Origin of the sequence: Heyndrickxia sp. FSL W8-0423 (assembly GCF_038009395.1) — a bacterium.
Classification (GTDB): Bacteria; Bacillota; Bacilli; order Bacillales; family Bacillaceae_C; genus Heyndrickxia; species Heyndrickxia sporothermodurans.
Window position 1 is genome coordinate 3879269 of record NZ_JBBPBE010000001.1, and the last position, 20603, is coordinate 3899871.

The 20603-nt window shown below is 37.6% G+C and carries 17 protein-coding genes, 1 other RNA gene and 1 pseudogene; 7 read left to right on the forward strand and 12 right to left on the reverse strand.

Features of this window, described 5'->3' with window-relative positions; genetic code table 11:
• Positions 1 to 14: 14 nt before the first annotated feature.
• From MKY81_RS19930 to MKY81_RS19955, 6 genes are all read left to right on the forward strand, one after another.
• Complete coding sequence (locus tag MKY81_RS19930; protein WP_107957886.1) at positions 15 to 1253, forward strand: M20 family metallo-hydrolase; 1239 nt, start codon at positions 15 to 17, stop codon at positions 1251 to 1253.
• Between the two features lie 74 nt (positions 1254 to 1327).
• Positions 1328 to 2713 (forward strand): aminotransferase family protein, encoded by a 1386-nt coding sequence (locus MKY81_RS19935; protein WP_107920542.1) that lies wholly within the window; start codon positions 1328 to 1330, stop codon positions 2711 to 2713.
• A gap of 231 nt (positions 2714 to 2944) precedes the next feature.
• A complete protein-coding gene (locus MKY81_RS19940) occupies positions 2945 to 4423 on the forward strand; it encodes an aldehyde dehydrogenase family protein (protein ID WP_412733868.1) in 1479 nt (492 codons plus the stop codon).
• A gap of 159 nt (positions 4424 to 4582) precedes the next feature.
• A complete protein-coding gene (locus tag MKY81_RS19945; protein ID WP_341118610.1) occupies positions 4583 to 5920 on the forward strand; it encodes an APC family permease in 1338 nt (445 codons plus the stop codon).
• A 109-nt stretch (positions 5921 to 6029) separates the two neighbouring features.
• Entirely contained in the window at positions 6030 to 7397 is a 1368-nt protein-coding gene (locus MKY81_RS19950; protein WP_341118611.1) for an APC family permease, read from the forward strand.
• A 20-nt stretch (positions 7398 to 7417) separates the two neighbouring features.
• Positions 7418 to 9055 (forward strand): amidohydrolase, encoded by a 1638-nt coding sequence (locus tag MKY81_RS19955; protein WP_341118612.1) that lies wholly within the window; start codon positions 7418 to 7420, stop codon positions 9053 to 9055.
• Between the two features lie 449 nt (positions 9056 to 9504).
• Here MKY81_RS19955 and MKY81_RS19960 read toward each other — a convergent pair.
• The 10 genes and pseudogenes from MKY81_RS19960 to MKY81_RS20005 all read right to left on the reverse strand — a co-directional run.
• A pseudogene (locus MKY81_RS19960) lies at positions 9505 to 9678 on the reverse strand (HD domain-containing protein); the annotation flags it as partial.
• A 243-nt stretch (positions 9679 to 9921) separates the two neighbouring features.
• Complete coding sequence (locus MKY81_RS19965; protein WP_341118613.1) at positions 9922 to 12345, reverse strand: heavy metal translocating P-type ATPase; 2424 nt, start codon at positions 12343 to 12345, stop codon at positions 9922 to 9924.
• A gap of 80 nt (positions 12346 to 12425) precedes the next feature.
• A complete protein-coding gene (copZ, locus tag MKY81_RS19970) occupies positions 12426 to 12632 on the reverse strand; it encodes a copper chaperone CopZ (protein WP_066230449.1) in 207 nt (68 codons plus the stop codon).
• Positions 12633 to 12648: 16 nt separating this feature from the next.
• Positions 12649 to 12969 carry a metal-sensitive transcriptional regulator gene (locus MKY81_RS19975; RefSeq protein WP_066230447.1) on the reverse strand — a complete coding sequence of 107 codons (321 nt, stop codon included), beginning with the start codon at positions 12967 to 12969 and terminating at the stop codon, positions 12649 to 12651.
• A gap of 149 nt (positions 12970 to 13118) precedes the next feature.
• Positions 13119 to 14138, reverse strand: coding sequence for a DUF3231 family protein (locus MKY81_RS19980; RefSeq protein ID WP_341118614.1), 1020 nt, complete (start codon positions 14136 to 14138; stop codon positions 13119 to 13121).
• Between the two features lie 106 nt (positions 14139 to 14244).
• Positions 14245 to 15441, reverse strand: coding sequence for a macrolide family glycosyltransferase (locus MKY81_RS19985; protein ID WP_341118615.1), 1197 nt, complete (start codon positions 15439 to 15441; stop codon positions 14245 to 14247).
• A 40-nt stretch (positions 15442 to 15481) separates the two neighbouring features.
• Positions 15482 to 16060: a YitT family protein gene (locus MKY81_RS19990; protein ID WP_066230428.1), complete on the reverse strand. Its 579-nt coding sequence runs from the start codon at positions 16058 to 16060 to the stop codon at positions 15482 to 15484.
• 57 nt (positions 16061 to 16117) lie between these two features.
• The gene (locus tag MKY81_RS19995; RefSeq protein ID WP_321165984.1) at positions 16118 to 16906 is read right to left on the reverse strand and encodes a hypothetical protein; all 789 of its coding nucleotides are present in this window, start codon (positions 16904 to 16906) and stop codon (positions 16118 to 16120) included.
• Entirely contained in the window at positions 16860 to 17147 is a 288-nt protein-coding gene (locus tag MKY81_RS20000) for a hypothetical protein (protein WP_066230422.1), read from the reverse strand. Before MKY81_RS20000 ends, MKY81_RS19995 begins: the two co-directional genes overlap by 47 nt.
• A 385-nt stretch (positions 17148 to 17532) precedes the next feature.
• A complete protein-coding gene (locus tag MKY81_RS20005) occupies positions 17533 to 18294 on the reverse strand; it encodes a methyltransferase domain-containing protein (protein WP_066230420.1) in 762 nt (253 codons plus the stop codon).
• A gap of 575 nt (positions 18295 to 18869) precedes the next feature.
• Between MKY81_RS20005 and MKY81_RS20010 the strand changes: the two genes are divergently transcribed.
• Positions 18870 to 19277: an LAGLIDADG family homing endonuclease gene (locus MKY81_RS20010; RefSeq protein WP_066230418.1), complete on the forward strand. Its 408-nt coding sequence runs from the start codon at positions 18870 to 18872 to the stop codon at positions 19275 to 19277.
• 370 nt (positions 19278 to 19647) lie between these two features.
• On the opposite strand, the gene ssrA is transcribed toward MKY81_RS20010, so the two are convergent.
• Together ssrA and smpB are read right to left on the reverse strand one after the other, a co-directional pair.
• Positions 19648 to 19987: a transfer-messenger RNA gene (gene ssrA, locus MKY81_RS20015) on the reverse strand.
• Between the two features lie 144 nt (positions 19988 to 20131).
• Positions 20132 to 20599 carry an SsrA-binding protein SmpB gene (smpB, locus tag MKY81_RS20020; RefSeq protein WP_066230416.1) on the reverse strand — a complete coding sequence of 156 codons (468 nt, stop codon included), beginning with the start codon at positions 20597 to 20599 and terminating at the stop codon, positions 20132 to 20134.
• Positions 20600 to 20603: the final 4 nt, after the last annotated feature.

Consider the following 20603-nt stretch of genomic DNA (forward strand, 5'->3'; position numbering starts at 1 on the left):
TGAGGAGGTAGCATATGAATTCAATCTTACTAGAAGTAAATAGAAAGCGTTTACTTGAATCACTTAACATAAGCTCTTCGATTGGATCTTCTAAAAATGGCGGACTTAATCGTTTAGCCTTAACCGAAGAAGATAAAGTCATGAGAGACCTATTTATAAAATGGCTCCATGAAGAAAAATTAGAAGTTCGTGTAGATGACTTTGGCAATATTTATGGAAAAAGAAAGGGAACAATCCATAATGGTCCAGTCGTTGCTATGGGGTCTCACTTAGATACCCAACCTTGTGGAGGGCGTTATGACGGAATTGTTGGCGTTTTATCAGCTTTAGAGGTTATCCGTGTCTTAAATGAAAATAATATTGAAACGATTTACCCAATTGAAATTATTAATTTTACCAATGAAGAAGGTGCTCGGTTTGCACCACCAATGCTAGGGTCCGGTGGGATTGCAGGAGAATTTACAAAAGAGTTCATCTATAACTCAAGGGACAGCGCAAATATTAGTTACAAAGTTGCATTAGAGACGATTAATTACATGGGGGATGAAAAAAATCGATTGAAGGATGTTAAGTATTTCATCGAGCTCCATGTAGAACAGGGACCTATTTTAGCTTCCCAAAATAAATCAATTGGTGTTGTTGAAGGAATTCAAGGCATGAGTTGGTTAAGTGTGAAAGTAATCGGCGAGACAAATCACGCGGGTCCGACACCGATGGATAATCGCCGGGATGCTTTAGTACCCGCATCTAAAATGATTGCAAAAGTGAATGAGATAACAAAAGAAATTTTCGGGTTAAAAACGACGGTAGGCAAGATGAATATTAAGCCCAATGTTTCAAATGTAATACCTGGAGAAGTAGAATTTACGATTGATATACGACACCAGGATGACGAAATTAGATTAGAGGCTATTGAAAGATTAAAAGAGAAATTAAGCACCATTGCACTAATGAATAACGTAGATGTCACGATTACGACAGAATGGAACTCCGATGCCGTTAAATTTTCTCCAACAGTCATTGAAGCGGTAAATGAAGGCGCTGACAAAAGAGGCTACTCATCCTTAAAATTATTTAGCGGACCTGGACATGACGCAAAATACATGAATAAAATTGCCGATACAGGAATGATTTTTCTGCCAAGTATTAATGGAATTAGTCATAATGAACAAGAACTTACGTTAGACGATGATATCGAAAAAGGAGCTAATGTGCTTCTTTATGTCATTCACAAACTAGCAAATATGAAGTGAATTTCCTATTCAAGTAATCAATCATTATGCCTTATAACAAATCAAATTAGAAAATTAACATAGGAGTGATAGATATGAGTCAAAATCAAATCGTTCAAAAGGAATCTTTAGCCGCTGAATTAACGAAGCTTGATGTTAAACATCTTCTTCACCCATCTACCAATCCAAAAGCTCAAGCTGAAAGTGGACCAAAAATTATTTTTACGAGTGGAAAAGGGATCAATCTGTATGATATGAAAGGAAACACCTATATTGATGGTGTATCTATGCTTTGGAATGTCAATCTAGGGCACGGAAATAAAGAATTGGCGGATGCTTCTTATAAACAAATGACCGATATTGCATATGCTTCCGCTTTCTACGGATATGCCAATGAACCAACTGTCCGCTTAGCCGAAAAAATCGCATCCTTAACACCTGGAGACTTAAATACCGTTTTCTTTACATCTGGCGGTTCGGAGTCAAATGACACAGCATTCAAGCTTTCAAGATTTTATTGGCAGTTACAAGGGTATAAAGAAAAAAGAAAAATTATTTCATTAAGAAGAGGATATCACGGGGTAACTGTTGCAGCACAAAGAGCAACGGGAATCGATGTGTATCGTGATTTTTCTGGTTCAATGGATCCCGACATTGTAAATGCAAAAGCCCATGTTACTGAATGTGAACTTGGTGATAAGAATCACCCAGAATATGAAGGCAGTATTAGAAGCATTATCGAAAAAGAAGGAAAAGATAAAATCGCTGCTGTGATTGTCGAGCCTATTCAAGGTGCGGGCGGGGTTCATATTCCACCAGATGAATACTTACAAGCAATTAGAAAATTGTGTGATGAAAATGATATTCATCTCATTGCAGACGAAGTAATTTGCGGTTTTGGCCGTACTGGTAAAATGTTCGGCGTTGATCATTGGAACATTGTTCCTGATTTTATGTCGATTGCTAAAGGGATTACAAGTGGATATGCCCAGCTTGGCGGCGTAGTCATGCGGGAAAAAATTAGAGATGCGATTTCACAATTTGATGGGATGCTGGCACACGGATTTACCTATAGTGGACATCCAACTGCCTGTGCCGTCGGCTTAAAAAATATTGAAATATTAGAACGGGATGGTCTTGTTGAAAATGCGTATCGAATGGGGATTGAATTAGAAAAAGCACTGCATTATTTAGAAGATAAATATGAATTCGTTACAAAATCAAGGGTGAAAGGTTTATTGGCAGGTTTTGATTTAATGAAAGATCCTGATGCAATCATTCCATTCGACGAATCAGTAAAAGCGTCTGTTTCCCTCGTCGATGAATGTTATCAAAGAGGCTTACTAATCAGACCATTTGACTTTGAACCCGGAATGAATATTATCGCAATCGCTCCACCTCTTATCATCACGAAAAACGAGTTAGAACAAATTATCCATATTGTCGATGACTCGCTTTCAGCTCTGTCAAAAAAACTTTAAACTCTTTTCTAAAAGATTGTTGCATTAATTGAAAACGCAGAGTGGATTGGAGTGGAAGGAACCTGACTCCTGCGGGATATAGAGGAAAAGTCGAGACCCCACAAGCGCAGGAGCGCTGAGGAGGCTCGACTTCTCACCGCGAAAAAGCAGGTTCCTGCAGTGGAAAGGAACGGTCTATTATTTATTAAGAAAAGTAGTGAGAACAATTTTTAATATAGGAGGTTCGTTGTGATAGATCATGTCGTAAAACTACATCCCAAGGTGAGTGAATTTTTAAAAGGACCAAAAAAATTATTTATAAATGGAAAAGAAGTTGAATCTGTCAAAGGTGACACATTTCATACGATTAATCCGGCAACAGGTGAAGCGCTGGCAACGATTTATGAAGCGAGCGAAATTGATGTTGACCTAGCAGTTGAGGCCGCATCAAAGGCTTTTGAATACGGAACTTGGCCAAAAATGAGCGCCTATGACCGTTCAAAATTAATGTATAAACTAGCCGATTTAATGGAACGGGATTTTGATGTTTTAGCTCAACTAGATACATTAGACAATGGTAAATCGATCAATGAGATGGTCCATGGTGACTTACCAAATGCGATTGAAAATCTTAGGTATTTTGCTGGATGGGCGACAAAAATGATGGGTCAAACCATCCCTATTTCCAATTCCTTCTTGAACTATACACATCATGAACCTGTTGGTGTTGTTGGACAAATCATTCCATGGAATTTTCCTATCCAGATGGCACTATGGAAAATAGCACCAGCTTTAGCAACTGGTTGTACGATTATTTTAAAACCTGCAGAACAAACACCATTGTCTGCATTATATTTAGCAAAACTAATAGAAGAAGCAGGATTCCCTAAAGGGGTTATTAATATTATTAATGGGTTTGGGAAAACCGCCGGAAATGCTCTTGTTAAACATCCAAAAGTGAATAAAATTGCTTTTACCGGGTCCACTCCTGTCGGCCAGGCAATCATGAAAGAAGCAGCAAATACGATGAAACGTGTGACCTTAGAATTAGGCGGAAAGTCGCCAAATATTATATTGCCTGATGCCAATTTAGATAAAGCTATTCCCGGTGTATTTTCCGGCATAATGGTGAACCAGGGTCAAGTTTGCTGCGCCGGTTCCCGAGTGTTTATTCCAGACCATCTTTACAATGAAGTTGTCGATAGACTAGTAGATTATGCGAAAAATGTTAAATTAGGCAATGGACTTGATGAAACAACCGAAATGGGTCCACTAATTTCAGAAAGACAACAGGAAATAGTGACTTCCTATGTAAATAAAGGCGTTGAGGAAGGGGCATCTCTCTTAATTGGCGGAGAGAAGTTAGAAAAAGGGTTCTTTGTGAAACCAACAGTATTTGCCGATGTTAAAGATGAGATGACTATTGCAAAAGAAGAAATTTTTGGGCCAGTTGTTGTGACAATGCCTTATAGTAGTTTAGACGAAGTTGTTTCCCGTGCGAATAATAGTCGTTATGGCTTAGCAGCAGGACTCTGGACTGAAAACCTAAAAAATGCCCATACAATTTCTCGAAAATTAAAAGCTGGGACCGTTTGGGTCAATTGCTATAATCTCACGAATGCAGGCGTTCCTTTTGGTGGTTATAAACAATCCGGATTCGGCCGCGAAATGGGGTCCTACGCATTAGACAATTATACTGAAGTTAAAAGTGTGTGGGTTAATCTAGATTAAATACCGAACCTAACAATCCTTTATCTGATGAGGATTGTTAGGTAAACTTTTTCAATTTCTGAGTTTTTCCTTTTAAAAGCCGATTCAAAAAGTCTTATATAACCTTACTACAATTAGTAACGTCCGAAAATTCCAAATTGTATAGATAGGAATGGTTTTATGAATGAAACGAATCGATTGAAACGGAGGCTAAATTTATTCCATATTATTGCAATAGGGATTGCCTACATGTCACCTTTTGCTGTATTTGACACGTTTGGAATTGCATCTGATATTTCCTCAGGTCATGTCCCAGCAGCATACATAGTTGTCTTTACCGCAATTCTTTTTACTGCTTTAAGTTATGGAAAACTAGTAAAAAGATATCCTGCTGCAGGTTCTGTTTACTCTTATACTAAAAATCTTATAAATCCATACGTTGGGATAATGGTTGGTTGGGTCTCCTTTATCGATTACTTAGCACTTCCAATGATTAATGCTTTATTAGCAAATATTTACCTTTCCGCAGCATTACCCGGCGTTCCCGGGTGGGTCTGGATTGTAGGACTAATCATTATCATAAGTGTTTTAAACATCTTCGGTGTAAAGTTAGCAGCATCGGTAAATATGTTGCTCGTTGTGTTTCAAGTTCTAATTGGGATCATTTTTATTTTCCTAACGTATCATTCGATTGCACAAGGACCTGAGCATTTTATTGCTCCAATAAATCTATTTCCTTCTGGCAAGGAATTTTCCGGTCTTTTCACTGCTGCAGCATTACTAGCCCTAGCTTTTATCGGATTCGATGCAATCACAACACTTTCTGAAGAAACAATTAAGCCAAAAAAGACCATTCCTAGGGGAATTATCCTAGTTGCAACGTTTGGTGGAATTTTTTTCTTCACGGTCACATACTTTATGCAATCCCTATTTCCAGATGTATCTACATTTAAAGATATCGAAGGAGCTTCCCCAGAAATTGCATATATGATTGGCGGAAATCTATTTCTATCTATTTTCACGGCAGGAGCTTTGTTCTCCGTATTTGCTTCCGGTTTAGCAGCGCAAATGAGCGCATCACGTTTGTTGTATGCAATGGGTAGAGATAAGGTATTACCGCAACGATTCTTTGGGTATTTACATCCAAAGTTCAACTCACCGGTGTACAGTATTCTATTAATTGGGGTTTTAGCTTCAACAGCCATTTTCTTAGATTTAGAAACAGCAACTTCTTTGATTAATGTCGGTGCCTTTACTGCGTTTTCCTTCGTGAATATTTGTGTCATCGTGTTGTTTTTTACATCTAAAGAGCAAAAAAACCTCGGCTTTACACTAGGGTATTTGATAGCTCCCCTTATCGGTCTAGGTTTTATCCTATACCTTTGGAGCAGTCTTAATATCATTGCGATTACACTTGGAATTAGCTGGGTTATTGTTGGTGTTATCTACCTAACTATATCTACAGGTTTTTTCAAAAAGGAGCCGCCAAAAATTGATTTTCAAGAACAGGAAATGTAAAGATCGTACCAGGGCATTGGTGAAATTTACTGTTATCACGCTGCGCTTTTCTTTGGGCGGTGTCATGGATAATAAATTTTTTAGACGTTTGGGGATGGAGGAATGGTAAATGAATGATACAAACTCACCAACTCTAAAGCGCTCCCTTTCATTAAAACATGTTGTCTTTTTTGGTTTAGCCTTCATGGCTCCAACAACGTTGTTTTCAACATATGGAGTTGCTGCTCATAGCACAAATGGAATGATTTCAACCGCTTATATTGTCGCCCTATTCGTTATGTTATTTACAGCCTACAGTTATGCGCAATTGGTGAAAGCCTATCCAAACGCGGGCGCAGCCTATACTTTTACGCAAAAATCACTTAGTCCGCACATTGGGTTTATCATTGGCTGGACAATTATACTAGATTATATGTTCAGTCCAATGATTAGTGCTTTATTACTAGGGATAGCCATGAGGGCTTATTTCCCTTCCATTCCTATGTACGTTTGGATCATTCTTTTTATCCTAATAATTACTGTTATAAATATACTAGGCATAAAGGTAGCAGCTAAAGTTAATACAGCACTTCTAATCCTGCAATTCGGAACACTTGCGTTGTTCGTTGTCTTTTCAATAAAAGGGCTTTTAAATGGTCAAGGAGCGGGAACACTTTTTTCAATCCTTCCATTTATTGATTCAAATGTAGATTTATCGTCTTTCATGTCTGTGATTCCAATTCTACGCTTTTCCTTTTTAGGTTTTGATGCAGCTACAACTCTTTCCGAGGAAACGAAAAATCCTCGAAAAACGCTCCCTAAGGCGATTTATCTTATTACTATCATTGGTGGATTGTATTATCTTATTGGGTCCTATTTTTTACAGCTAATCTGGCCGGATTACCAATCATTTAAAGACCCAGAGGCCGCTTATATGGAAATTGCATTTTATATTGGGGGCAACTTTTTGATTAGTTTTTTTCTTGCAGAAGGAATCATCGCAAGTTTAGCTTCATCAATTGCATCAGGAGCAAGCGCTTCACGTATTTTGTATGCCATGGGACGTGAACGTGTACTTCCTGCAAAAGTATTTGGATATCTTTCACCTAAATTTCGGACACCTGTCTATAATATATTAATTATAGGAGTCATTGCTTTAAGTTCACTTTTCTTAAGTTTAACAACAGCCGTATCTCTCATAAATTTTGGGGCACTTTTTGCTTTTACTTTCGTTAATCTTTCGGTTATCTCAAACTTTTTTTTCCGAAAAAAACAGAGATCGATTATCGGAACGATCCGGTACCTTATTATTCCGTTAATTGGAGCTTCACTAACAGGATTATTTTGGATAAAACTAGACATACATTCACTGATACTGGGAGGAACTTGGCTTCTTATCGGGGTTATCTATCTATTAAACTTAACAAAAATGTTTAGAAAACCACCTCCCGAACTTAGTTTTGATGAAAATTTGAGTAATAATGAAGCTAATCTATAAAAAGAAAGGATAGATTGATAATGAGTCAACAACTAGCAGATATAATCGTTTCAAGTAACACTGTATTTACAGGGCTTTCTGACCAACCGGAACCCGCTTCTATTGCGATAAAGGACAAGACAATCATTGCGATTGGTTCTGATGAGCAGATTAAGCCTTATTTAGGAAAGAATACGAAAATCTATCAATTTAATGATCAATTAATTATGCCGGGATTTCATGATTTCCACCTTCATATTATGGATGGGGCGGTGGCGATGAACAGTGCCAATTTATTTCCTGCCCGCTCGGAAGAAGAAGCGTTAGAAATCATTCGCAATTTTGCCGAGTCAATACCGGAAGATCAATGGGTGATCGGCACAACATGGGATGCAGGTTATTGGGATACGCAGCAATTACCGAATCGCTTTTCGTTGGATCGTATTCTCCCCGATCGTCCAGCACTTATGTTTCACGCAGAAGGTCATTATGTATGGGTGAATACGAAAGCTTTGGAAATTGCAAACATTCATCGAGATACAGAAAACCCCTCTTACGGCATTATCGGTAAAGATGAAAACGGGGAACCGGATGGCCTTTTATACGAAAAAGCAATGGGTTTAGTTATTCGTCATGCCTATAATTTTACAAAAGATGAAAAGAAAGAACTATTCGCAAATTTCCTCGATCATGCTGCCAGTTTAGGTGTAACGGCCGTTCATGACCTATTTGCAACGGAATCATTGGAGATTCTTAATGATTTTGATGTTTTCAAAGAATTTGAAGACAATGGGAAATTAACAACACGCGTTCATTTATGGCCTGCTTTAAATGGCAATCTTGAACATGTCAAACGATTAAGAGATACCTATCAATCGGATAAACTTCGTGTGTCAGGTCTCAAACAATTTATTGATGGCGTCATTACCCCTCGCACCGCCTATTTACTCGAGCCATATGCGGATCAACCCGAAACACGTGGAGAAATTTCATTTCCTTCTGATACGATAAAAAAATGGGTTGTTGATGCGGATAAAGAAGGATTCAGCATTCGTTTTCATGCAATTGGCGATGGCGCAATTCGTCTTGCATTAGATGCCTATGAAGAAGCACAAAAGACGAATGGTAAGCGCGATTCACGTCATTCGATTGAACATGTCGAAGTAATTCATCCTGATGATATCGGTCGCTTCAAAGAGCTAGACGTTACTGCTTCCATGCAACCAGATCATTTCGCAATGTCTGAACGAGGTGTCTACACGGATCGAATTGGAAACGAAAGAGAAAAGTATGTCTTTCTAATTAATACATTACAAAAATCCGGTGCAAGATTAGCGTTTGGAACGGACTTCCCAATTGACGTCCTTAATCCACTCCTACAAATTTATCGGGCCGTAACGAGAATCGACAACAGCGGAAAAACGGTATGGCATCCACATGAACGGATCACACTTGCCGAAGCATTGAAGGCGTATACCGCCGGACCGGCTTATGGTACATTTAGAGAGCATGAACTAGGTACATTAGAAGCAGGTAAGCTTGCTGATATCGTCGTCTTAGAACGGAACCTCTTTGACATCCCTGTTGAAGAGATACCCGATACAAAGGTACAGCTAACAATTACTGACGGGAATATTGTTTTCGATGATACTAAGTCGTTAAACAAACAGTACACTTAAGTTAGGGGTCCCTTTTGAAGTGCAAAAAGTGAAAAAACAGGTTAGATAATTACGAAAAAGCATGGAAATTTAATGCCATGCTTTTTATATTCTTTAACCCCATGTAAAACTCCAAAATCAACCATCAAAATGCTGATATAATGGGATTTAGTTACACCGAGACGTGGTGTTCTTAAATGTAACTAGAATTTACATACGATAATTTGGAGGAAAATAGATATGAGAATTCATAGGCGGAGAAATTCCGGCTAATGCACATTAAAGAGGCTTAAGAAGCAGAAATAACCGGAAGTTTTCCGGTTAACTGCTCTAAAAAAGACAAAATCCAACGATTTTGATAAGATAACCGGAAAAACTTCCTTTATTTTTAGGGAAATATGGGTATTTCCCGATTTAGACGGAATTTTTCCGTTTATTTTACAACTTTCATTATATGATATTTTAAAAACTTATAGCTCATTTTTTAATTTAGAAGTATCAATACCTGCATCTCTCAACTTCTTTTCACCTTCAGCTTCAATTAATTCTTTGAATGCCGATAGAACAGGGTCAAAATCGGTATGTTTACCGAGCATAAATGTCATTTTTTGTTCAATCGGTAGCCATGTATGTATGTCAGCTTCTCAAAAAAGTCCGATACCGTATTCGGTGTATCGGACTTTTAAAATAACATTAATCTTCAGCAGGACAAGTCTCGTAGGCATAATCCATGCCCATTTATTATTTACGAATTAGAGGGTTCATCTGCTTTTGGATTTATGCTAGCAAAAAACACTGTATACTAAGATGATGATCCCAAGGTAAGCGATTGCTGAAGTCGCCCAAATCATGACACTTTTTTTCATGGAAGCTACTCCTTTCTATAATTAAACTTTTAACTTAACCCTCTGCAGTCTTAGAGCGTTGAGAACAACCGATACGGAGCTAAATGCCATCGCTGCACCGGCTAACCACGGTGCTAAGAAACCTACCGCTGCAATGGGAATGCCTATACAGTTATAAGCAAGCGCCCAGAAAAGATTTTGCTTAATATTAGTAATCGTCTTTTTACTCATGAATATTGCGTCCGCAATACTCTTTAAGTCACCACGAATGAGGGTAATGTCGGCAGCTTCCATCGCTACATCGGTACCTGTACCAATCGCCATCCCAATATTAGCTGTTGCAAGTGCCGGAGCATCATTAATTCCATCCCCGACCATTGCTACTTTTTTACCAGCTTTCTGAAGTTTTTCGACTTCTTCTGCCTTGCCTTCCGGTAAAACCTCAGCAATGACTTTCTTTATCCCCACTTGATCCGCAATGGCTTGTGCTGTTTGGGTATTATCCCCTGTAATCATCACAACATCTAATCCCATACTGTGCAAACGAGAAATGGCTTCTTTTGAAGTTTCTTTAATGGTATCTGCAACGGCCACAATCCCGGCAAAGTGTCCATCGATGGCAACGAGCATTGCCGTTTTCCCTTGCTTTTCCAAGTTCTCCATTTTTGCTAATTGATCCTGCACACTAATATTTCGCTTCGCCATGAGTCTGCGTGTTCCGATGAATAATTGTTTGCCATTCACTGTGGATTGAATGCCGAAACCGGGAATAGCTTCGAATGTTTCAGATGCCAGCAGCTCAATCCCTTTTTCTTTTATCCCTTCAACTATTGCCTCTGCAAGTGGATGTTCAGAGTTTCTTTCCGCCGTACCAACCAGAGTTAGAAATTCCTTTTCATCCATGCCTTCAGATAAAATAACATCTGTTAAAGACGGTTTTCCGTTTGTAACCGTACCTGTCTTATCAAGAATAATCGTATCGATGCGGTGGGTTGTTTCAAGATGTTCTCCACCTTTAAATAAAATCCCAAATTCGGCTGCACGACCGGAGCCAGCCATAATCGAAGTTGGAGTAGCTAGACCTAGTGCGCAAGGGCAAGCGATAACCAATACCGCGATAAATTTTTCAAGGGCTTCCGCAAACTCACCAGGACTTACGAAGAAATACCATATTAAGAAAGTAATAACCGCAATACCGACTACAATCGGTACAAATATCCCTGATATGACATCAGCTAATCTCTGAATCGGTGCTTTTGAACCTTGTGCTTCTTCAACTACCTTAATAATTTGTGCTAAAGCTGTATCTTTACCGACTTTTGTTGCTTTGATTTTTAGGAAACCATTTTTATTAATCGTGGAACCAATAACTGCATCTCCAACCGCTTTATCAATCGGAATACTTTCCCCTGTTAACATCGATTCATCAAGTGCCGACTCGCCTTCTACAATTTCTCCGTCTACCGGAATTTTTTCTCCCGGCTTAACATACACAATATCCCCTTGTAAAACTTCTTCTATCGGAATAATCATCTCCCTGCCATCGCGAACGACAATTGCATTTTTAGCCTGTAATCCCATTAACTTCTTAATCGCTTCAGAAGAACGCCCTTTTGCTTTTGCCTCGAACAGTTTTCCTAACAGAATTAAAGTAATAAGGACAGCGCTTGTTTCATAATAGAGTTCTACCATATGAGCGCCGGAGCCAATCGATCTAATACTTAAATATAGACTATAGAAATAAGCAGCCGATGTTCCTAGTGCAACAAGGACGTCCATATTTGCGCTTTTATTTCTTAACGCTTTAAAAGCGCCCACATAAAACTGTTTACCGACGATAAATTGCACTGGTGTTGCAAGGGCAAATTGTACCCAAGGATTCATAAACATATCCGGAAGCCAAATGAAAGACGTAAATTTAAAGTGACTAACCATTGCCCACAATAACGGAAATGACAAGATTAGCGAGAATATAAATTTTCCTTGTTGTTTTTCAATTTCTTTTTGGCGATGGTCCACCTGTTCCCCTGCATTTTCCTTCTTTTGTTCAAGGGTATATCCTAGCTTTTTAATCGCCTCTTTCATTTCAGGGACAGAGATGTGTTCTGGATTGTATTCGACTAGAACGGTTTCTAATGCAAAGTTAACTGTGGCTTTATCCACTCCATCTAATTTGTTTAATCTTTTTTCAATTTTATTCGCGCAAGCTGCACAGGTCATTCCTGAAATATCGAATTCTGTTTTTTCCATTACAACATCATAGCCTAAACTTTGAATTTTCTTTTGAAAATCTTGATCAGATACTACCTCTGGATCGTATTTAATAGAGGACTTTTCGAGTGCTAAATTAACATTCGCTTCTTTTACGCCATCCATTTTTTTGAGCCCTTTTTCAATTCTTGTGGCACATGCTGCACAGGTCATTCCTATAATTTGATAATCTGTTTCTTTGATTTCATTACTCATATCTAGCACCTCTTTTATACTGGTGGGGGGTATATTTCATTGAAAAAGATAACGTGCTTTTTTAGGCACGTTTTCCTTTTTTATTCAACGTCATACCCCTGATCGTCAATTGTTTCCTTGATTTCATTTAAGGATACATCGGATGGATTAAATTCTACGTCTACAGTTCCTGATTCCAAATGTACTTTTACTGATTTCACACCTTGTAATTTCCCGACGCTTCCTTCAACAGCATTTACACAATGACCACATGACATTCCATTAACATTCAAAGTAATTGTTTCCATTTATACTCACTCCCATTTATTTTTTCATTAATTTTCCTATTGTTAAAAGTACTTCGTCTAATACTTCTGTGTCACCCTCGTTCACCCGTTCCAAGACACAAGTTTTTAAGTGCCCTTCTAGAAGGATTTTTGCCACACTGTTTAAAGCTGACTGTGTGGCTGCGATTTGGGTAATAACATCGTCACAATACGTGTCCTTTTCGATTAATCCTTTTATTCCACGAATTTGACCTTCAATTCGATTTAAGCGAGTAACCAAGTTTTTCTTCACTTTATCGGAATGATGACTCTTCCTTCCCTCGGAAAGATTACATTCATGATTCATGTTTTCTCCCATCCCTTTCACCTCCACACTCAAAATATACAATACCCCCCTAGAGTATGTCAAGAGATTAAGAATACCTTTTTTTACATTTAATCACCCATTTTTAAATCAGTATTCATGCTCAAAGAAAAAAGCCCTCTACTAAGTCAGGGCTATATTGCCTATTCCTTCGTCTTTTGCATTGCTAATTCCTCTCTATCAAGAGCCATCGGGGGTTGTTCAAGAAACCCATTTTTAATCATGATTTTTGCACCGTCCTCAGCATACTTTGCAATTTCAGCGGAAAGTCTTACATATTGCAAAGCCAAATCCTTTCTTGGGCTCATTGCCATACTTGTGCCATAAAATCCTATACTGAGTGCAATAAGTGCTGTTGTATAAAACATCATTAGTTTGTCTGAAAAAGTATAAGAGGTTGAGTCTGTTACCTCTATATTCCATGTCATAGGTGCAGGAAGATAAGCCTCATTAAGAGTAGATTCAAAAATATCACAATGCTTTTTAGCAATCTCCACTCCCCTGAACAAAAACTCGGAAACCTCTTTTGATTGAGCAACCTGGCTAAATCCTAGTAAAGTTGCTGCTCCAAAAGCATTTCTCTCAAAATTGGTAATAAGATTCGTAATTTCTGTACCAGTTAAGGGTCTTTTTTCACCAAAAAAGCCTTTAAGGAAACTTTGCTTTTTAACAAAATCAATATCCTCTGGGATTGGTAAATAAGGAGCCCTAATATAAAGACCTTTGGATAATAACAGCTCCTTTATCTCTCTGAGAAATGTAGTCAATTGTGAAATACACTCACTGAAATAGCTGTATACATCTGCTCTAACTGATAAAGACAAATTAACACTGTAACCTTGAATGGCAATTTGACATGCTTGATGGAGGTAATACAAAACATAGGTATCTGAGTACAATCTAGCAGCTGATTGATCAACATCCTCATTCGTTTTAAACCCATATGGTATTGGGTACTTTTCTTTATTAAAAATTTCAGTTAAAGTTCTTAAATTACCTTGAGCAATCTCTATAGCATGTTGGATTATTGGTTTAATTTCTTTATCCTCCACTTTGGATAAAAAATATTCCAGTTTACACGAAATAGCACTGTCATTAATATAAGATCCCCAAAGAGCAGTAATCTCTGTTGATGTAAGCCTCACTTGATAATCTTTTTCCATGATGCACCTCCTGGACCTCGACCTTTTTTGTTATTTTTCACAAAATCTTTTGTATTATGTATAAAGTTAAAAAGCTGACCGGAAGATGCAGTTGTCACGGAAATTATTATTTTTGGATATCTTTTTGTCTTTTATATTCGAAAATATCATCGACTGCTTGACGAGAACCACCCGATTTTTGAAAGGAGTTCTTAACTTTTGCAACGTTTTTATGAAAAGATGGCTCGTTTAAGACATGATTTACGGCTTCACGTAGTTCATTTGCAGTCAAGCTTTGCATTTGCAATTTAATGCCCGCTCCAATAGCAGCAACTTGCTCAGCAATAATCGGCTGATCCGCGCTTTGTGGGATTACAATTAGCGGAACCCCGTAATAGAGACCTTCATGGACACTGTTCATTCCACCATGTGTGATAAATAATTTAGTGTATTTCAGCACCTCGGTTTGCGGAACATAGTTTTTCACAATGAAATTATTCGGAATCTCACCTAAGTCAGATTGTTGAACTTTCTCCCCAATTGACATGATAACCGAATGGTCAGTGTTTTCAAATGCTTTAAAACAAAGCTTATAGAAATCAATCGCCTGATTTACGACAGTTCCCAGTGAAATATAGATTGGGCTCTTTCCCTTGATTGCAGGAATGTCGAAAGTTTCTTGATTTAATCGTGAAGTGATAGATGGTCCTACAAATTTATAAGTTTGATCGAAGTCTTCTCCAAAAGGTTGAAATTCTTTAATTGTATAAACGATTGTAAGTGATGCTGGATTACAAAAAACTTCGTATGGGGAACGGATCTCAACATCATACTTATCCTTTACCATTTCTGTTAACCTTTGAAACTCATCAAATGTTTCTTCGGGGATTTTTTGTGAAAGCTGTTCGAACATTTTATTGAACGATTCTTGGGTCTCAGCAAAAGTAGTGCACGAATTGACTGCCGGAAGTTTAAGGATTTGAGCAAGTATACGTCCACAACCAAACATGGAATCGTGGATAATGTAATCAAAATGTTCGCCTTCAATCTGTTCAAGAACGCTTGGTATGACAATATCTGCAGTATGTAAGAGACCATTAATTCTTTCGAGTACATTATTTCTGCCACCCGAGATAAACGCTTTAATAAATTTTTGACCGTCTACGGTTCGTACCGTTGCTCCCGTCTTTTCAATACGCTCTCGAAAATCTTCAATCGTAAAATACACGACCTCTTCTCCACGCGAAATAAGCTCTTGTACAACTCCGACCGTTGGATTAATATGCCCTTCAGATCCAATATTAATAAATAATACACGTGCCACCTTTGTCACTCCTTAAGTAATTTGATTACAATTTTAACACTTAGTTGGGGACAGACCCATTATTCGGACGTTCATAACAGATATTTGCTAGAAGCCCAGCAGACAAAATGGTGATGCTTGAAAATACGACGCTCCAAAGTCCCAACGTTTGAAACCCGATTAAGACGATGATACCATCCAATATAGCAATAATTAGCCCTATACTCAATGGGGTAGCTTTGGCTATGAAATAAGCAATCAAGTCGGTTCCCCCAGTGCTTGTCTTATAACGAAGCATTAACCCCACTCCAATTCCGCAAATGGCTCCACCTAAAATAGCACTTATCCATATAGGCAAAGGAAATTGATAAGGAGCTAGCAGATCCAGAAAAATAGCTGTCACAATCATTCCGTAAATACTGCCGTGAAATTGGCCGCGATCCTTCACCCATGCATAAAGGATCAATGGAATACTTAACAGCGCCGACCATAACCCTGTTTGAAAGTCAAAATAATAATGCAATATAAGAGCTAGACCGATAATTCCTCCATCTAGTAAATGATGAGGAACCAAAAAGCCATTCACTCCAATCCCTATAAGACCACTTCCTATTATCATTGCAGCAATTCTGGCAAACATGTTAATCCCCCCCTATTTACTCTATTCATATGGGGGTTGTCCTAAAAACATTCTAAACTAAGGGTCGTTTTCAGTTTTTCCTATCGAAGGCATTCCCGTTACGAGATTGAGCTTTTTAATCCCCATTGTCCCACCTTTCGAATGATGTTGATTTTCCCAAGGCGCCTCATAGAACCTCACCAATGCCTTGGCACAGGCTATTTTCATGGCATTTACAATCATTTCCTTCGGTTGTAAAAAACTTGAATCATCCAACGACGACAACAACTGCTCTTTTGCATTTACATTCGTTAAACCAAATCCATTTGTATCCCAAAACTCGATAATTTCCTTCACATCATCATTACTCAGTGACGGATTCACTATGCGTAGATTATTCGCTATACTTGGATAGAGATCTTTTTGTTGTTTTTGTTTTTCTTTTTGTTTTTCTTTTTCTTTTTGCCCACGTGTCGTAAAACGAGTCGGCAACGTATCGTCAAATTCGATACAGAGAGCTTTTTCATCCTCTTCTTTTTGTCCACCAATCGTATAACGAAGCGGTAAAGCATCGTCAATTTCTTCACATGGAACTTTTTCATCATCCTCTTTTTCTTCCGTCTCCATGAGCATCTCTTTTTGCTGATAAAAAGCTTCATATAAGCTGCGGATCTCTTCTTTATGTATGCATTCCGAAACATATTGGATAAGCGAGTGATCCTCTACCTCTTTTAATTCGGAAACAATACAATCCATTACTGGTTTTCCAACTTTTTGAAGGTTCTCTCTTCCCCAGTTCTTAATAGCTAGCTCCCTTGTTTCAGGATTGTAAAGGATCAATTGATGGTGTTTCTCGAAAAGCTCCATTAGCGAATGAATACTCTCTACTCTCAATGGAATATCCCAGATCAAAAGCTATTTCCTTTTTCGTAATTTGATAGATTCCAATTTGCGTCGTACGCGGATTCGTCAGCAGATAAAAGTAAAAGTACTTTTCCTCAGGGGTCATCTCTTCTATAACAATCGGATTCTTCCAAAAATCCGTACGCACCATTCTATACTTTGCCATTTTCATCCCTGCCCTTTCTTCATTTAAAATTGCCTTCATATATGAAATATAAATTTATGAAGAAAAAAGGCACCCCCTTCTGAAAAATTGCGAACAATTTGTTTATCGTTCGAATTAAGTAAAAAAATTAACGATAGTCGACATTATAATAGCAATTGCCTTTAGATTACTATCATTTATTACGATTTGTAGCCGCTAAAATTCTGATATCGACTGGAATCTATTCAGATCTCCCAATTCCGACTTTCACTAGCACATTGAACCAAATGCTTTTATGGCAGTATGTTGTATTAATGGAAAAATAGCCCAAATATACAAAAAGTGTACATTTAGGCTCTTTAATTAACTCCTTGTTGTGTTAAAGCACCCTTTAGCACAATAAGAGTAAAGTCGAGGTCTCCTTTTATAAGAAGACTTCATTTATTTATATCGCTTTAGCCTTAATAATAAAGCGATGCTGTTTCACATCATAAAATCCTTTTGACTGAATATGTTTGTGTATATCATATAAACTTTCTTCATATTTTTCGATACTAAAGTCGGGAACTTGCCAAGGTATTGCTTTTAGATAATATACTAATGCACCCACATCATAAAATCGTTGAATTGGGAACTCTTCATTTCTATACAATACTTCGAAATTATTCTTTTTAAGTTCCTGTAAAGCTGTCTTTAGGTTCCAATTTTCAAACTCAAGGTTCAATGAAACAGCAAATGATTCATTAATTTCTTTACAATCTAAGCCACCAACTTGCTGTGTTAGAAATACACCATTTTTTTGAATCGTCCTTCTTATCTCTTCGGATGAATATGATTCATGTTGATTTAAAATCAATTCGAACTGATTATCATTAAATGGTAGTTCAGAATCCTCTTCAAGTTGAACAACTTTTATTCCTAAAGGCTCAAGGTTTTCTTTTGCTATTTCGAAGTTTGGTTTGTAACCTTCTGTTGCATAAACAGAACGAGGAAATGGTCTCAACATTGATAAGAATTCTCCACCACCAGTTCCCATGTCCAACATAGAATCAACATTTTGAATTAGATGTCTTGCCATACTCCCATAAGACCAAGAAAGTAAGCCACTTCTCATTCGTCCAGTTCCCGTAATAAACGAGAAGTCCCATCCAGAAAATTCTTTATTTACATCGTTTAAATAACTTAAAAATTGATTATCTCTTATCATAATTTACCTCCCAAATTGTTTAAAGCTAGGTATGAAACGTATAATGGGAGGTCCTCTTACATAAAAAGTAAGTTGTTATATTTCATGTTCTAATAAATTCATATTTAAACACCCCGAATAATAGTAAGTATTTATTATCTAATTATATCAGAAAATTACATTTATTACATATTATTTGGCTTATTCAATAATCCTGCCCCGATAGTGATAGATGCAAAACTCCACAGATTTTTATTTCTTTTCCAATTCCAGTCGGTAGCTTTATGAGAGCATTTTTGTTACTTTACTTCTAAGATATTATTCAATTGTAAGTAGCGCTTCTTACAGAAAAGAGTATAACTTCCGAAACAATTCAATGTGACTACAATGGTTATAAAAAACCAAGCAGAATTTAAGTGTATCTGTTTGGTTTTTTTATGAAACCAGTTTTCTATTATTTACACAAATTCATTTAAATACGAAACTGCTTACTTTTCTGCGAACTATTTTTAGTTTAATATTGCAAATAAAAATTATCTAAAATACAATAGGATAAGAACGTATGTTTCGTACAGTTAGAAACAGGGGGAATCATAATGAAAAAATGGGAAGCCTCTTATGTGGCAGGCATTATTGATGGAGAAGGCAGCATTACTTTAACAAGAATGCACGAAAAAGAAAATCGACGTCCATGTATAACAATTGCATCAACAGATAAAGAACTTCTCATTTATATCCAATCTATTACCGGTGGAACAATAAACAATAAAAAGAATTATCATCCAGATAAGTATAAAGATTCATATACTTTATATATAAAAAAGAAATCAGATGTTTTCTATACATTGCAGAATGTATTACCATTTCTAAGAATTAAACAAAAAAGATTGCGCTCGATTTGGATTCTCGAAAATTATGATTCGGTAACTCCTCGTAATGGGAAATATACTCCGGAGCTTCTTAAAAAGAAGATATTGTTTGAAGATAACTTTTTTAAATTATAAAAAGCGACTCATTATTATATGAGTCGCTTTTATAATATATTGGTTATTTTCCACCAATGTACATTAAATATGTATTTGGTGGAGACGGTGGGACGTGCTATTCCATACTTTCGTAATGGCACTGACTATATCTTGTACCTGAATATCCTTCAGGTACCCCGGCGTATTATGCGAAATATAAATTTACACGAGTTCCTTCATGCAGAATTCCGCATCCTAGTACTACCCATGAGGCAGCCTATAAGTCGATACACGGCTGTTGGATTGCTCCACATACCGCTCGGCATTGCCCTATCACTATTTGTGACTTAGGTTTCACCGATAAAGCCGGATTTTCACTTATGTGTTACCACATAAGGCGACTATTTACTAATCGAACCCACGTCCAGAAACATTGCCACTTAAGCGTCTACGAGTGTAGTCGATATATTCGCATTTCGCAGCTTCATCTGCCTATCGACGGGCGTCCGAAGTGCTAGCCTGATTGGTCTCTTCCATCGTCCTCAGGCGGAGGACAACCGGCGTAGCCCACTAAAGTTGAGACCCTGACCCTACCACATGGGCGATGGAGGGAGGATCCGCTATGCTAGCTTACGCTGCAAAAGCGAGGTTATTGTTGTTTTTGCCAGTTATTATTGGCTTTGGCGTTTTTACGAGGACGACCCCCTCGACTCGCAACTTAAGCTCAAACTGTCCCTGTCGAATCCGTAACGTCCCCATGATAGAAAGGTTACGATCTCTTTTATAAAGAGAAAGACGCTCGAGACAACTGAGCTTAACATTAAAAGTAACTGGCTGTTACATGTCTTATTATACCATGTTTCGCGATAAATGCAATTGTAAATTTGTGTAAGCTACATTTGCTGACGTGCTTTAAACGCTTTTTCAATCTCACGTTTTGCTTCTTTTTTCTTTAAATCTTCTCGTTTGTCATATTTCTTTTTCCCTTTTCCAAGTCCAATTAAAACCTTTGCATAGCCATCTTTTAAATACATTTTAAGAGGAACTAATGCATATCCTGCTTCCTTCGTTTCACCGATTAATTTATTAATTTGTTTACGATGAAGCAATAATTTTCTTTCCCGCAATGGATCATGATTATAGCGATTTCCTTGTTCATATGTGCTGATGTGCATATTATAGATGAACACTTCACCTTTATGAATTCGCGCATATGAATCCTTTAAGTTCACACGTCCTGCACGAATCGATTTAATTTCCGTTCCTTGAAGGACGATCCCTGCTTCAAATGTTTCCTCGATAAAATAATCATGATTTGCCTTTTTATTTTGGGCTACAACCTTGCCTTCTCCTTTTGGCATATTT

Bases quoted from the DNA above. Each gene is read 5' to 3' on its own strand.
- MKY81_RS19930 (WP_107957886.1), top strand. From the start codon at position 15: ATGAATTCAATCTTACTAGAAGTAAATAGAAAGCGTTTACTTGAATCA.
- MKY81_RS19935 (WP_107920542.1), top strand. From the start codon at position 1,328: ATGAGTCAAAATCAAATCGTTCAAAAGGAATCTTTAGCCGCTGAATTA.
- MKY81_RS19945 (WP_341118610.1), top strand. From the start codon at position 4,583: ATGAATGAAACGAATCGATTGAAACGGAGGCTAAATTTATTCCATATT.
- MKY81_RS19950 (WP_341118611.1), top strand. From the start codon at position 6,030: ATGAATGATACAAACTCACCAACTCTAAAGCGCTCCCTTTCATTAAAA.
- MKY81_RS19955 (WP_341118612.1), top strand. From the start codon at position 7,418: ATGAGTCAACAACTAGCAGATATAATCGTTTCAAGTAACACTGTATTT.
- MKY81_RS19965 (WP_341118613.1), bottom strand. From the start codon at position 12,345: ATGAGTAATGAAATCAAAGAAACAGATTATCAAATTATAGGAATGACC.
- copZ (WP_066230449.1), bottom strand. From the start codon at position 12,632: ATGGAAACAATTACTTTGAATGTTAATGGAATGTCATGTGGTCATTGT.
- MKY81_RS19975 (WP_066230447.1), bottom strand. From the start codon at position 12,969: ATGGGAGAAAACATGAATCATGAATGTAATCTTTCCGAGGGAAGGAAG.
- MKY81_RS19980 (WP_341118614.1), bottom strand. From the start codon at position 14,138: ATGGAAAAAGATTATCAAGTGAGGCTTACATCAACAGAGATTACTGCT.
- MKY81_RS19990 (WP_066230428.1), bottom strand. From the start codon at position 16,060: ATGTTTGCCAGAATTGCTGCAATGATAATAGGAAGTGGTCTTATAGGG.
- MKY81_RS19995 (WP_321165984.1), bottom strand. From the start codon at position 16,906: ATGGAGCTTTTCGAGAAACACCATCAATTGATCCTTTACAATCCTGAA.
- MKY81_RS20000 (WP_066230422.1), bottom strand. From the start codon at position 17,147: ATGAAGGCAATTTTAAATGAAGAAAGGGCAGGGATGAAAATGGCAAAG.
- MKY81_RS20005 (WP_066230420.1), bottom strand. From the start codon at position 18,294: ATGATAAGAGATAATCAATTTTTAAGTTATTTAAACGATGTAAATAAA.
- MKY81_RS20010 (WP_066230418.1), top strand. From the start codon at position 18,870: ATGAAAAAATGGGAAGCCTCTTATGTGGCAGGCATTATTGATGGAGAA.
- smpB (WP_066230416.1), bottom strand. From the start codon at position 20,599: ATGCCAAAAGGAGAAGGCAAGGTTGTAGCCCAAAATAAAAAGGCAAAT.